The sequence below is a fragment of the Microbacterium sp. NPDC055988 genome, from assembly GCF_042269505.1.
Taxonomy (GTDB): domain Bacteria; phylum Actinomycetota; class Actinomycetes; order Actinomycetales; family Microbacteriaceae; genus Microbacterium.
Window position 1 is genome coordinate 3124614 of sequence record NZ_JBHJXY010000001.1, and the last position, 13304, is coordinate 3137917.

A 13304-nucleotide genomic window follows, 5' to 3' on the forward strand; every position below is an offset into this window, starting at 1 on the left:
CCACGGCCCGCCGTACCGCCGTCATTCTCGGGGGTCTCGCCCCTGCAGGGTCACGGGGACGGCACCGATCTGCAGAAGCATGCGCGATTCATCGCCACGGGCGACCCGCACGTGCTCGGTGATGTACCCCGCCACCGCGGCGTCCGGCTCGCCCTCGGCGCAGGTCCCGACCGCGGTGTTCGCCTGCCGCACGAGCGACATCATCATGGGGGCACGCTGGAGGAGGCGATCGGCTTCCTCGGGCTTGCCGACCGCTTCGGCGATCGCTCGCTCGCCCTTCGTCTGGTAGTCGCAGGCGAGCACGTGGGCGGCACCGAAAGCGGCCTGATCCCGCAGCGGGGCGGTGGAGTCGTGCAGCGCGTAATAGCGTGCGACCTCGTCGCGGAGCCACGGCACCAGCGGCAGGAGGGAGTCCTGCGTCGCCTGATCGAGCTCTCCGCCCTGCAGCACCGGCTCCATGGCCGCCACGACCGCGTCCATCCATCCGCGGAGCGCCGTGGTCCGTGCCTCGTCCTCGGCAGTCCCGCTGATCATCGCCGACGCGCGATCGTAGACGTGCAGTCGCTGCAGATTCATGTAGAGGTTGTTCAGCCCGATGAGTTGCCATTCCCGTGCGCCGATCATGCGACCAACCCTACTTACCTCCCTCCGGCTGCTCGCGGGCGGACCTGCTCGCGCGACCTCTGGTGCGACGCGGCGCCCGGGTGTAGGCCTGAGGCATGGACGAGATGGCTCCCGACGACCGGACGCGCGCACTCGAGACCGCGCATCACGCCGCCCTCCGATTCCTGGATTCGGTCGCAGAGCGGCCAGTGTGGCCCAGGGCATCACTCGACGACATGCTGACCGGCTTCGGCGGCCCACTCCCGGAAAACGGCATGGACCCGGCGGCGGTCGTCGAGGAGATGGCCGTGCTCGCCGATCCCGGTCTCGTCGCGATCCCCGGCGGCCGGTTCTTCGGTTTCGTGATCGGCGGCACGCATCCGGCCGCTCTCGCCGCCGACTGGCTCGTCTCGGCCTGGGATCAGAACTCCGGCTCGTCCACCCTCACACCGGCGACCGTCGCGATGGAGCGCGTCGCCGGGCAGTGGATGCTCGACCTCTTCGGCCTCCCCGCGACCGCCAGCGTCGGTTTCGTCACGGGCGGTCAGCTCGCCAACTTCACCTGCCTCGCCACCGCGCGACACGCAGTTCTGGCACGCGCGGGATGGGATATCGCCGAGCAGGGCTTCCACGGTTCTCCCCCGCTGCGCTTCGTCGTCGGGGCCGACCGGCACGGGTCGATCGACCGCGCAGCACGTTTCCTGGGCATCGGGCGCGCGGAGCTGACCGTCGTCCCGTCTGACGATCAAGGGCGCATGCGCGCGGATGCGCTCGCGGGAGCTCTCGTCGGAGAAGGCCCACTCATCGTCTGCCTGCAGGCCGGAGAGGTGCACACCGGCGCCTTCGACGACTTCGCCGCGCTGATCCCGATCGCACACCGGCACGGCGCGTGGGTCCACGTCGACGGCGCGTTCGGCCTGTGGGCGGCGGCGTCTCCCGCACTGAGCCACCTCACGGGCGGCATGGCGGATGCCGACTCATGGGCGACCGACGCCCACAAGACTCTGAACGTGCCGTACGACTGCGGCATGGCGATCGTGCGCGATCCGGCGGACTCCATCGCGGCCTTCCGCACCGGAGGCGACTATCTGATCTATTCGGGCCTCGACCCGTGGGATGTGACGCCCGAGCTCTCGCGGCGCGCCCGCGGGGTTCCCGCGTGGGCCGCGCTTCGCAGTCTCGGACGCTCGGGCATCGCCGAGCTGATGGATCGTCTGCACGCGAACGCCGTCGCGATCGCGGCGGGGCTCGCTTCGGTGGACACGGTGGAGATCCTCAACGACGTCGACTACACGCAGGTGATGTTCCGTCTCGACTCCGACGAGGCGACGCGTGCACTGGGCGCATCGATCCTCACGGAGGGGACGGCCGCGATGACGGGGGCGGAGTGGGGCGGACGTGCGGCCCTGCGCTGCTCGATGTCATCGTGGGCGACCACGACGGACGACGTCGACCGCACGGTGGAGGCCGTCCGCGGTCTCGTCGCCGCCGGTTCGCGCACCGAATGAGCGCGACGTTCGGCCGTGCTGCCGCCGCCTGCTAACGTCGAGGAACCCGTGCCCGGGGATATCGCGACGCTGCGAGCGAAGGGAACGTCACGATGAGCGCAGGCGCCGATCGCCTCCGACCGGAGTGGACTGCACTCCCCCTGGTGCTCCGCGCGCGCATCGTCGACGCTATCGGCGGCCGCTTCCTCGGCGACGTCCCGGCGCAGAGCGGGTTCAGTGCGGCATACGCCGGCGTCGTCACGACCACGAAGGGCAAGGCCTTCGTGAAGGCTTGTGCGCGGGATTGGCACCCCGACTCTCTGCGCTTCCTTCGTGCGGAGATGCGGATCCTGACGCTGCTCCCTCCGGCGATCGCCCCAGCGGTGTGGAGCGAGGTCGACGAGACCGCCGGTGTCGCGCTGGTGCTCGAGGCGATCGACGGACATCACCCAGGCAATCCCTGGTCGGCGGATGATCTGCAATCGATCGCTGAGACCCTCAGCATCCTCTCCTCGACGAAAGCACCGCTCGACCTGCCGGACGCGGGCGAGAGCATGAGCGACTTCACCCGATGGCAGCAGATCTCCCACGATGAGCGTCTGCTCGAAGGCCTCCCGCCGATGGTGCGGGAACGGATGACGGATCTGCTGCGCATCGAACAGGACTTCCGTGAAGCAGTCAGCGGAGACGTCATCGCACACGACGACGTGCGTGCCGACAACATCCTCATCAGCGATGGGCGAGCTCGGTTCCTGGATTGGCCGCACGCCCGCCGCGGAGCCCCGTGGATCGATCTCCCGTGTCTGCTGCCGAGCGTCGAGGCCTCGGGCGGTCCCTCCTGCGAAGAGGCATGGCCGCTGTTCGAGGAGCACGGAGCCCCGCCGATGCGCGAGATGCTCCCCGTGATCTCCGGATTCGCGTCGTATCTCTGGCACGGACAGGCCCAGCCGGAGATCCCCCAGCTCCCCGGCCTGCGAGCGTTCCAGCGGGCGCAAGCCGGGCCCGCGCTGCGATGGCTCGCCGCACTGTTGTCCGAGACTCGCGACCGAGCCGAGTCGTCACGCGGGATGCACTAGCGCCCGGGTGGCGCAGGATGGACGCATGCGCAGATCACGACACATCACTCCTGCCGCTCGCATGTCGGAGGTGCGCGACGACGCGCCGACCCCGGCGGATGTGCTGCGGTATCTGGTCCATCTTCCGGATGACTACGACGCCGATCCGGGCAAGCTCTGGCCCCTGGTGCTGTTCCTGCACGGTGCGGGCGAACGAGGTTCCGACCTCGACCTCGCCGCGGTGCACGGCCCGCCGCGGCTGGCGGATGCCGGTCATGAGTTCCCCTTCATCCTCGTCACCCCGCAGTGCGGTGAGTCCAGCCAGTGGGTCGCAGAGCTCTCGACGCTGTCCGGGCTGGTCGACGAGGTCGTCTCGACGCACCGCGTCGATCCGACTCGCATATCGGTGACAGGGCTCAGCATGGGCGGATACGGAACCTGGAGCCTGGCGGTGCGCTATCCCGATCGGTTCGCCGCGATCGCGCCGATCTGCGGCGGGCTCTGGATGCAGAGCGCGGCGCCGATTCGTCGCCTACCTGTCTGGGCTTTCCACGGCGACGCCGACGATGTCGTACCGATCTCCGCCTCGGAGGAGATCATCACCGAACTCCGGTCGCTCGACGCGGACGTGCGGTTCACGCGCTATGCGGGCGTCGGCCACGATTCCTGGACCGAGACCTACGACAACCCCGAGTTGTACGACTGGTTGCTCTCCCACCGGCGCTAGCGCGCGGATGCCCCGGCGCGGGCGCGCGCCTTCGCGAGGAACCGCTCGTGGAAGCGCGTCTCGCCGTCGACCTCCGGGTGGAAGCTCGTGCCGAGCAGGTTACCCTGCTCGACGGCCACGACTGTGCCGTCCGTGAGCGACGCCAGGACGCCGACACCGGCGCCCACCCGCTCCACGACGGGCGCGCGGATGAACGTCGCATGCACCGTATGCTCGCCGAGTTCGGGGACGACGAGCTCGGTCTCGAACGACTCCGTCTGGCGCCCGAAGGCGTTGCGACGGACGTCGATGTCCATCCCGCCGAAGGACTCCTGTCCGTCGATCCCATCGAGCACCGTGTCCGCCAGCAGGATGAGCCCGGCGCACGTGCCGTAGACGGGCAGCCCGGCACCGATCGCGGCGCGGATCGGCTCCTGCATCCCGAAGATGCGGGACAGCTTGTCGATCACACTGGACTCGCCGCCGGGGATCACGAGGCCGTCGACGGACGAGAGCTCTTCGGGTCGGCGCACCAGTACGACGTCGGCGCCCAGGTGCGCGAGCAGGGCGGCGTGCTCGCGCACGTCGCCCTGCAGCGCGAGGACTCCGACGCGGGTGTTACCAGCCACGCTCGGCGAGGCGGTGGGGTGCGGGGAGGTCGCTGACGTTGATGCCGACCATCGCCTCGCCGAGCCCGCGGGAGACTTCGGCGATCACCTTGGCGTCGTCGAAGAACGTGGTCGCCTTGACGATGGCCTTCGCGCGCTCAGCGGGGTTGCCCGACTTGAAGATTCCCGAGCCCACGAACACGCCGTCTGCTCCGAGCTGCATCATCATCGCGGCATCCGCGGGGGTCGCGACGCCGCCGGCGACGAACAGCACGACAGGGAGCTTGCCGGTCTCGGCGATCTCCGCGACCAGCTCGTAGGGTGCCTGCAGTTCCTTGGCGGCGACATACAGCTCATCCTTGGGCAGCGCAGCGAGGGCCGCGATCTCTCCACGGATCTTGCGGATGTGCTTCATCGCCTCGGAGACGTCTCCGGTTCCGGCCTCGCCCTTGGAGCGGATCATCGCGGCACCCTCGTTGATGCGGCGGAGCGCCTCGCCGAGGTTGGTCGCACCGCACACGAACGGCACCGTGAACTCGTACTTGTCGATGTGGTTCACGTAGTCGGCCGGCGAGAGCACCTCGGATTCGTCGATGTAGTCGACGCCGAGCTCCTGCAGCACCTGCGCCTCGACGAAGTGTCCGATACGCGCCTTCGCCATCACCGGGATCGAGACCGCATCGATGATGCTGTCGATCATGTCGGGGTCACTCATGCGCGACATCCCACCCTGCGCACGGATGTCGGCGGGCACGCGCTCGAGCGCCATGACGGCCACGGCGCCCGCGTCTTCGGCGATCTTGGCCTGCTCAGCGGTGACGACGTCCATGATGACGCCGCCCTTGAGCATCTCGGCGAGGCCGCGCTTGACGCGCGAGGATCCGGTGGTTGTCTGCTCGGTCATGGGGAACTCCTGTCGGATGCACCGAAGTCGGGTTTGATCTAGATCAAACGTAGCACTGTCCGATTCGACCTAGAATCGCTGAGGAGGATCATGAGCGACCAGATCACAGGCACCACCGCGTCGGAGATCGCCGACAGCGTGCGCTCCTTGCGCGACCGTGGCTCCCTGCAACCCGGGAGCCTTCTGCCCCCGGTGCGCGAGCTGGCCGCCAGCCTCGGCGTGAATCGGAACACCGCCGTGGCCGCGTACCGTCAGCTCGCTCAGGCCGGTCTCGTCATCTCGCGCGGGCGCGCGGGCACCGTGGTCGCGGGCCTCGAAGCCGTGGCGCAAGAGGGGTATGCCCCCGACACCGTGCTCCGCGACATCGGCACCGGAAATCCGGACCCGCGGCTCATCCCGGATCCTGCGCCGGCGCTGATGACCATCGCCTCGCGCCCCGTGCTCTACGGCGAGCCCGTGATCGATCGCGGGCTCGAGGAATGGGCCAGGCAGTGGATCTCCACGGACCTGGACGATGTCGACTTCCGCATCACGATCACGAGCGGCGCAGTCGACGCCGTGGAGCGCCTGCTCGCTCAGGCACTCATGCGTGACGACGCCGTGGCCCTCGAGGACCCGTGCTTCCTGGCGAGCATCCATACCGTACGCCTCGGTGGGTACCGCGCCGTCCCGGTGCCCGTGGATTCCGAGGGCATGACGGTCGACGGTTTGCGGGCTGCACTGGACGCCGGAGTCCGGGCGATCATCTGCACCCCCCGCGCGCAGAACCCCACCGGAGCGAGCCTCACCGCGGCGCGAGCCGCAGATCTGCGGGCCGTGCTGGCCGACCACCCGTACGTGCTCATCATCGAGGACGACCACTTCTCGATGCTCTCGCAGCGCCCATACGAGTCGCTCATCGGCGCGGACCACCGCCGCTTCGCCCTCGTGCGCTCCGTGTCGAAGTTCCTCGGACCCGACATGTGCCTCGCGATCGCGGCGACGGATGCGGAGACAGCCGATCGGCTCGCGATGCGTCTGAGCCCCGGCACCACATGGGTGAGCCACCTGTTGCAGCGTCTCGCGCTGACCCAGCTGACCGACGACGCCGTGATGAGCGAGGTCGCCGCGGCGGCCGCCCACTACGCGGAGCGGAATGCCGCCTTCGCCGAGCGGCTGCGCGCCGGTGGGATCGAGGCGACCGCATCCGACGGCATGAGCCTCTGGGTCGAGCTGCCCCAGCCCGCGCGCCTCGTCGCCGATCGACTGATGCGCAGAGGATGGTTGGCCCGCACCGGCGACGACTTCGCGCTCGACGACCGTGCAGAAGCGTCGCGCCACCTTCGCCTGACCGTGCACGACCTGTCCGATGACGATGCCGCGACCCTCGTCGCCGACCTCGTCGCCGCCGGACGATGACCACCCCTCGCGGGCACCAGCCTGCCCTGAACGAAAGAGCCGGAGAATGAAGATCCTCTCCATCCAGTCAGCCGTCGCCTACGGGCACGTCGGCAACTCCGCCGCGGTGTTCCCTCTGCAGCGCATCGGCGTCGAGGTGCTTCCGGTCTACACCGTGAACTTCTCCAACCACACCGGCTACGGCTCCTGGCGCGGCCCGCTGATCGCCCCGGACGACGTCCGCGAGGTGATCACCGGCATCGAGGAGCGCGGGGTCTTCGGCCAGATCGACGCGATCCTCAGCGGGTACCAGGGCGGGGAAGGCATCGGCGACGTGATCATCGACGCGGTCGCCCGTGTGAAGGCCGCCAACCCGAACGCCGTCTACGCATGCGATCCCGTGATGGGCAACGCGAAGTCAGGGTGCTTCGTGGCGCCGGCGATCCCGGTGCTGCTGCGTGAGCGCGTCGTCCCCGTCGCCGACATCATCACGCCCAACCAGTTCGAGCTCGGCTTCCTCACCGGCACCGAGCCGGACACGCTCGAGTCCACACTCGCCTCCGTCGACCTCGCCCACGCGATGGGCCCGCGCACCGTGCTGGTGACGAGCGTCGAGCGGCCCGACCGCGAAGAGGGCACCATCGAGATGCTCGCTGCCGACGCGCAGGGCGCCTGGCTGGTGCAGACCCCGCACCTGCCGATGAAGGCGAACGGCTCCGGAGATGTGACCGCGGCGCTGTTCACGGCGCACTACGTCGAGACCGGCAGCGCGAAGATCGCCCTGGAGCGCACGGCCTCCAGCGTCTACGACCTGTTGAAGGCCACGCTCGAATCCGGTGAGCGCGAGCTGCAGCTCGTCGAGGCGCAGGAGTTCTACGCGAACCCGCAGATGCAGTTCACCGCCCGCCAGGTGCGCTGACCTACTCCGCAACGGACTCCGACGTCGGCCAGGCGTTCGCCACGGCCTCCCGCACCTCGCCGAGGAGCTGCGGGAGCGCCTTGGTCTTCGCGATGATGGGGAAGAAGTTGGCGTCCGACGTCCACCGCGGCACCACATGCTGGTGCAGGTGGGCGTCGACGCCGGCACCCGCCACCGCGCCCTGATTCATGCCCAGGTTGAAGCCGTCGCAGCGTGACACCTCCCGCAGCACCCGCATCGCCGTCTGCGTGAGGGCCCCGATCTCGGCCACCTCTGCGGTCGTCGCCTGGTCGTACGTGGCGATGTGCCGATACGGGCACACCAGCAGGTGCCCGGAGTTGTACGGGAACAGGTTCAACAGCACGTAGGCCGTCTCGCCGCGAGCCACGACGAGCCGCTCCTCGTCGGGGAACTTCGGCGCCTCGCAGAACGGGCACTCCTCGCGCAGCGGCTCCGGCCCCGCCTGGATGTACGCCATCCGGTGCGGGGTCCACAGCCGCTGGAACTCGTCCGGCACACCCGCCAGGCGTCCGGCATCCTCCAGCTCAGCCATCGCTGGGTCCCAGAGCGTGTCGAAGGGTCACGCCAGGTCCCCTGCTGTCTGCACGAGAGCGTGGGAGTCGATGGCGGCGCGGATGCGGGCCACGGCGTCCGCGATCGGGACGCCGTTCTCCTGAGCACCGTCGCGGTAGCGGAAGGAGACGGTGCCCGCGGCACGGTCCTGCTCCCCCGCAATCAGCAGCAGCGGCACCTTGCCGGTCGTGTGGGTGCGGATCTTCTTCTGCATCCGGTCGTCCGAGGTGTCGAGCTCGGCACGCACGCCCTGGGAGCGCAGCGTGTCGATGACCTCGCCCAGGTAGTCGGCGAAGTCGTCGGCGACCGGGATGCCCACGACCTGCACGGGAGACAGCCACACCGGGAAGTCACCGGCGTAGTGCTCGAGCAGGATCGCGAAGAACCGTTCGATCGAGCCGAAGAGTGCGCGGTGGATCATGATCGGGCGCTTCTTCTGCCCGTCCTTGTCCATGAACTCGAGGTCGAAGCGCTCGGGCAGGTTCGGGTCGACCTGCACGGTCGAGAGCTGCCAGGTGCGGCCGATCGCATCGCGCGTCTTGAGGTCGATCTTCGGGCCGTAGAAGGCGGCCTCTCCGGGGACCTCGGTCAGCTTGAGGCCGGAGGCGACGGCGACGCGACGCAGCGCATCGGTCGACGACTCCCAGAACTCATCGGAGCCGATCCACTTCGACTTCTCGTCATCCTTCATCGACAGCTCGAGCTCGAAGTCGGTCAGACCGAAGTCGCGCAGCATCGACAGGATGAACTCGAGGACTTTGGCGACCTCGGCCTCGAGCTGGTCGGGCGTGACGAACAGGTGCGAGTCGTCCTGGGTGAAGCCGCGCACGCGGGTGAGACCGTGCAGGGCACCGGAGAGCTCGTTGCGGTAGACCGTGCCGTTCTCGGCGAACCGCAGCGGCAGGTCGCGGTAGCTCCGAGCGCGCTCCTTGTAGATGAGGATGTGCATCGGGCAGTTCATCGGCTTCAGGTAGTAGTCCTGGCCCTGCTTTGTGATGTTGCCCTCGTCGTCGCGCTCCTCGTCCATGACGATCGGCGGGAACATGCCCTCCTTGTACGTCACGAGGTGGTTCGACGTGAGGAAGAGATCTTCCTTCGAGATGTGCGGCGTGTACACGTAGGTGTAGCCGCCCTCGATGTGGCGCTTGCGGGCGTGCTGCTCCATCTCGCCGCGGATCACGCCGCCGCGCGGGTGCCAGACCGAGAGGCCGGAGCCGATCTCCTCGGGGAACGAGAACAGGTCGAGTTCCTTGCCCAGGCGACGGTGGTCGCGCTTGGCTGCCTCCTCCAGACGATGCTGGTAGGCGCGCAGCTCGTCCTTGGTCGGCCAGGCCGTGCCGTAGATGCGCTGCAGCTGCGGGTTCTTCTCGCTGCCGCGCCAGTAGGCAGCGGCGATGCGGGTCAGGTCCCAGCCGTTGCCGATCATGCGCGTGTTGGGCAGGTGCGGCCCGCGGCAGAGGTCCTTCCAGACGACCTCGCCGTCACGCGTCGTGTTGTCGTAGATCGTCAGCTCGCCCTCGCCGACCTCGACGGAGGCGCCCTCGACCTTGCCCATCTGGGTCCCTGAGCCTGCCGAAGGGGCCTTGAGGCCGATGAGCTCGAGCTTGAACGGCTCGTTCGCGAGCTCGGCGCGGGCCTCGTCGTCGGTCACGACGCGGCGCACGAAGCGCTGACCCTCGCGGACGATGCGCTGCATCTCCTTGGTGATGGCCTTGATGTCCTCGGGCGTGAACGGGGTCTCTACGCCGAAGTCGTAGTAGAACCCGTCGGTGATGGGCGGGCCGATGCCGAGGTTCGCCTGCGGGTTGATGCGCTGCACCGCCTGCGCCAGCACGTGGGCCGCGGAGTGGCGGAGGATGCTCAGCCCGTCCGCACTGTCGATCGTGACCGGCTCGACCTCGTCGGCGTCTGTCACGGTCGTGGCGAGATCCTTGAGATCGCCGTTGACGCGCATCGCGACGACGTTTCGGTCAGTGAACAGGGCGAAGCCATCGTGCGGCCGGGCGTTTTCAGGCACAGAAACTCTCCATCTGGGTCGGTGTCCAGGTTACTCGTATGAGCACGCGGTGTTGACCGCCGCGCACGCCCCATCGAAGATGCGCCGGAGGAGGGCCATCAGCCTCCGGGGACGACGATTCCGGACTCGTACGCGAGGATCACCAGCTGGGCACGGTCGCGCGCATCCGCCTTCGACATGATGCGGTTCACGTGCGTCTTCGCGGTGTGCGGCGAGATGGTGAGCGCCGACGCGATCTCCTGATTCGTCCGGCCTCCGGCGACCAGCACCAGCACCTCGCGCTCGCGGGCCGTCAACCGGGCGAGCACCTCCGCGTGCGCGCCCGGCGTCGATGGTGTGGCTCCGCGCACCGAACGTTCGATGAGCGTGCGCGTCGCCGTGGCCGACAGCAGCGACTCTCCCGCGTCGATCGTGCGCACCGCGCGGACGATGTCGTCCGGTTCCGCGCCCTTGCCGATGAAGCCGCTCGCGCCCGCGCGGAGGGCGGCGACCACGTAGTCGTCTTCCTCGAACGTCGTGAGGATCAGCACCCGGGGCTTCCCCTCCGGTCGCGCGGCGCAGATGAGCTCGGTAGCGGCGATCCCGTCCAGGTCCGGCATCCGGATGTCCATCAGCACCACATCCGGGACGAGTTCGGCGGCGGACGCGACCGCTGCGCGCCCGGTGGCGGCCTCGCCGACCACGTGCAGGTCCCCGTCCGTGAGGATGTCGCGCACCGCCTGGCGGACCAGCGGCTGGTCGTCGACTACGAGGACAGAGATCATCCGCGGACCCTCCGTCCGTTCGTGGGGAGGTGCACGGAGAGGACGAATTCGTCGCGCGTGCTCTCCACGGCCACGTCGCCGCGGACGGCGGAGACCCGTTCGCGGAGCCCACGGAGCCCGTGCCCGCTCGACGATGGCGGGACGACGCTCGGGTCCAGCGGATTCGCGACCGTCAGAGCGAGCGCATCATCGACCGCGCGCACCGTCACCACGACTCGCCCCTCCGCTCCGTGCTTGTGCGCATTCGTCAGCCCTTCCTGCACGACCAGATACGCGACGTGGTCGCTCGCCGGGGACATCGCCACGGTGTCGTCCTCGCGTCGCAGGTCGATGCGGAGACCGACATCCTCGAACCGCTCGACCAGGGCGCCGAGGTCGGCGAGCCCATGCTGCGGACGGAGATCGAAGGGCTCATCCACGTCGTCCGCGCGCAGCAGCGACATGAGCCCGCCGATGTCGGCGAGCACCGTGCGCGAAGCGCTGCGGATCGTCGTGAGCGCTTCCCGGGCGCGTTCGGGCCTGCTCTCCAAGGCGGACGACGCCACCCCTGCGTTGAGGCTGATCACCGAGATCTGGTGCGCGACGACATCGTGCAGATCCCGTGCGATCCGCACCCGCTCCTCCATCACCCGGCGCCGCGCCTCGTCGTCGCGGCTCTGCTCGGCACGCTCGGCCCGCTCCGTCATGACCGCGACGAACTCCCGACGCGAGCGCGCGGCATCGCCCAGCGCACCGGCGAGCAGGAGTGACAGGACGAACTGGAGCGCGGCGGAGTCGAAGAGGTCGCCGCCCATGGCGAGGCCGTTCGAGAGGAACGCGACCACCGCCGCGGCGAGGACTCCGACCACTCCCACCAGCCGTCCGCGCAGATCGACGAGCGCGTAGCAGCTGAAGGCGGCCGCCAGGAGCGCGCTGGGCGATACGACCCCGGCGAACGCGAGCACGACCGCGCAGACCAGGCTCGCCCCGAGAGCCACGAACGGCACGCGACGACGGACCAGCACCGCCGCGGCTGGCAGCAGCGCGGGGACCAGCAGCCACCCGGTGGCCCGGAAGTCCTCGGCAGGGAACGGCAGGACGGCGAAGATGACGACCACGGCGAAGATGATGACACTCCGCAGCGCGGCCGCGATCCCACGAGCTCCAGGCACCGGCATCCCTCCAGTATTTCGCGGTTCTCCGGGCCACGAGTCCCCCACGAGGACGAGATCCGCATACCGCGGATGCGGTACGCGGATGTCTGCGTCGGGGGGACGCGCCGGCGGACCCGACGAGGAACGCTGGAACCGGGTCGCACCGCGCGACCGGGAGAGGTGTCCATGAAGAAGGTCGCAAAGAGAGCGCTCATCACCGTGACGGCGATCGGCGCCGTGATCGCGGTGGGATTGGCCACCACGACGATCGTCAACGCTGTGGCGAGTGGTGTCGAAGCCGATCGCATCGAACCGTACGGCGAGACGGTGAGTGTCGATGGGCACGACATGAATGTGGCGATCTCGGGCGACGGGCCGGAGACCATCGTGTTGTTGCCCGGGTTCGGCACGCCCTCCCCCGTCATCGACTTCGAACCGCTGGTCGACGATCTCGCAGCCGACCATCGCGTGGTCGTGGTGGAGCCCTTCGGATACGGACTGAGCGACGGGACCGATCGGTCGCGAACCACGGAGAACATCGTCTCGGAGGTGCACGAGGCGCTACGGAGCCTGGACATCGACAGCTACGTGCTCATGGGGCACTCGATCGCCGGAATCTACGGCATCGAGTTCGCGCACCGGTATCCCGACGAGGTGCGGGCGTTCGTCGGCATCGATACCAGTGTCCCGCGCCAGCCCCACGTGGACACGGTGTTCCCCACCGGCCTCATGGGAGCGGCGAAGAACCTCGGCCTCGTCCGGTTGCTCACCGCGTTCGGCGGAACCGACGACGGGGAGTCCCCCTCCTCAGCGGAGGCGCGCGAGCAGATGATGCTCCTGACCAACCGCAACTCCCTGGGTCCGACCTACTTGGACGAGATGTCCCACATCCGCACCAACTTCGCTGACGCGATCGGCTCGACGTTCCCGCAGGATCTGCCCCTCCTCCTCTTCGTGGTGGCCGAGAACGAGACCACACCCGAATGGCTGTCCCTCCACGACGAGCAGGCCGCGACCGTCGCGGACGGAACCGTGGTGCCGCTGGATGGCGAGCACTATCTGCACCACACGCACTCCACGGAGATCGCCGACGGCTTCCGGTCCTGGGAGGAGGCACGGGACTTCTCCGGCGATTGACCGATTCAGTGCCGGTGCCCG

At 68.9% G+C, this 13304-nt stretch carries 13 protein-coding genes; 6 read left to right on the forward strand and 7 right to left on the reverse strand.

What is annotated here, in order from left to right; genetic code table 11:
• Nucleotides 1-21: 21 nt before the first annotated feature.
• Nucleotides 22-624 (reverse strand): hypothetical protein, encoded by a 603-nt coding sequence (locus ACFC14_RS14960; protein WP_376106054.1) that lies wholly within the window; start codon nt 622-624, stop codon nt 22-24.
• A 95-nt stretch (nt 625-719) separates the two neighbouring features.
• On the opposite strand from ACFC14_RS14960, the gene ACFC14_RS14965 reads away from it, so the two are divergent.
• From ACFC14_RS14965 to ACFC14_RS14975, 3 genes are all read left to right on the forward strand, one after another.
• Complete coding sequence (locus ACFC14_RS14965) at nt 720-2111, forward strand: pyridoxal phosphate-dependent decarboxylase family protein (protein WP_376106057.1); 1392 nt, start codon at nt 720-722, stop codon at nt 2109-2111.
• Between the two features lie 92 nt (nt 2112-2203).
• Nucleotides 2204-3166 carry an aminoglycoside phosphotransferase family protein gene (locus tag ACFC14_RS14970; protein WP_376106060.1) on the forward strand — a complete coding sequence of 321 codons (963 nt, stop codon included), beginning with the start codon at nt 2204-2206 and terminating at the stop codon, nt 3164-3166.
• Nucleotides 3167-3191: 25 nt separating this feature from the next.
• Nucleotides 3192-3872: a dienelactone hydrolase family protein gene (locus tag ACFC14_RS14975; RefSeq protein WP_376106063.1), complete on the forward strand. Its 681-nt coding sequence runs from the start codon at nt 3192-3194 to the stop codon at nt 3870-3872.
• On the opposite strand, the gene pdxT is transcribed toward ACFC14_RS14975, so the two are convergent.
• Nucleotides 3869-4480: a pyridoxal 5'-phosphate synthase glutaminase subunit PdxT gene (gene pdxT / locus ACFC14_RS14980; RefSeq protein WP_376106065.1), complete on the reverse strand. Its 612-nt coding sequence runs from the start codon at nt 4478-4480 to the stop codon at nt 3869-3871. The two genes, ACFC14_RS14975 and pdxT, sit on opposite strands and share 4 nt — an antisense overlap.
• Nucleotides 4470-5363, reverse strand: coding sequence for a pyridoxal 5'-phosphate synthase lyase subunit PdxS (pdxS, locus tag ACFC14_RS14985; protein ID WP_376106068.1), 894 nt, complete (start codon nt 5361-5363; stop codon nt 4470-4472). Before pdxS ends, pdxT begins: the two co-directional genes overlap by 11 nt.
• 90 nt (nt 5364-5453) lie before the next feature.
• On the opposite strand from pdxS, the gene ACFC14_RS14990 reads away from it, so the two are divergent.
• Both ACFC14_RS14990 and pdxY read left to right on the forward strand, forming a co-directional pair.
• Entirely contained in the window at nt 5454-6761 is a 1308-nt protein-coding gene (locus ACFC14_RS14990) for an aminotransferase class I/II-fold pyridoxal phosphate-dependent enzyme (RefSeq protein WP_376106071.1), read from the forward strand.
• A 46-nt stretch (nt 6762-6807) separates the two neighbouring features.
• A complete protein-coding gene (gene pdxY, locus ACFC14_RS14995) occupies nt 6808-7659 on the forward strand; it encodes a pyridoxal kinase PdxY (protein ID WP_376106074.1) in 852 nt (283 codons plus the stop codon).
• A 1-nt stretch (nt 7660) separates the two neighbouring features.
• On the opposite strand, the gene ACFC14_RS15000 is transcribed toward pdxY, so the two are convergent.
• The 4 genes from ACFC14_RS15000 to ACFC14_RS15015 all read right to left on the reverse strand — a co-directional run bounded on the left by ACFC14_RS15000 (nt 7661) and on the right by ACFC14_RS15015 (nt 12170).
• Nucleotides 7661-8212, reverse strand: a complete 552-nt coding sequence (locus ACFC14_RS15000) for an HIT domain-containing protein (protein ID WP_376106077.1) — start codon at nt 8210-8212, stop codon at nt 7661-7663.
• Nucleotides 8213-8239: 27 nt separating this feature from the next.
• Entirely contained in the window at nt 8240-10186 is a 1947-nt protein-coding gene (gene thrS, locus ACFC14_RS15005; RefSeq protein ID WP_376107220.1) for a threonine--tRNA ligase, read from the reverse strand.
• A 161-nt stretch (nt 10187-10347) separates the two neighbouring features.
• A complete protein-coding gene (locus ACFC14_RS15010) occupies nt 10348-11013 on the reverse strand; it encodes a response regulator transcription factor (RefSeq protein ID WP_136043987.1) in 666 nt (221 codons plus the stop codon).
• Entirely contained in the window at nt 11010-12170 is a 1161-nt protein-coding gene (locus tag ACFC14_RS15015; protein WP_376106081.1) for a sensor histidine kinase, read from the reverse strand. The genes ACFC14_RS15010 and ACFC14_RS15015 overlap by 4 nt, the downstream gene beginning before the upstream one ends.
• A gap of 162 nt (nt 12171-12332) precedes the next feature.
• On the opposite strand from ACFC14_RS15015, the gene ACFC14_RS15020 reads away from it, so the two are divergent.
• Nucleotides 12333-13283 carry an alpha/beta hydrolase gene (locus tag ACFC14_RS15020; protein ID WP_376106084.1) on the forward strand — a complete coding sequence of 317 codons (951 nt, stop codon included), beginning with the start codon at nt 12333-12335 and terminating at the stop codon, nt 13281-13283.
• Nucleotides 13284-13304 lie beyond the last annotated feature (21 nt).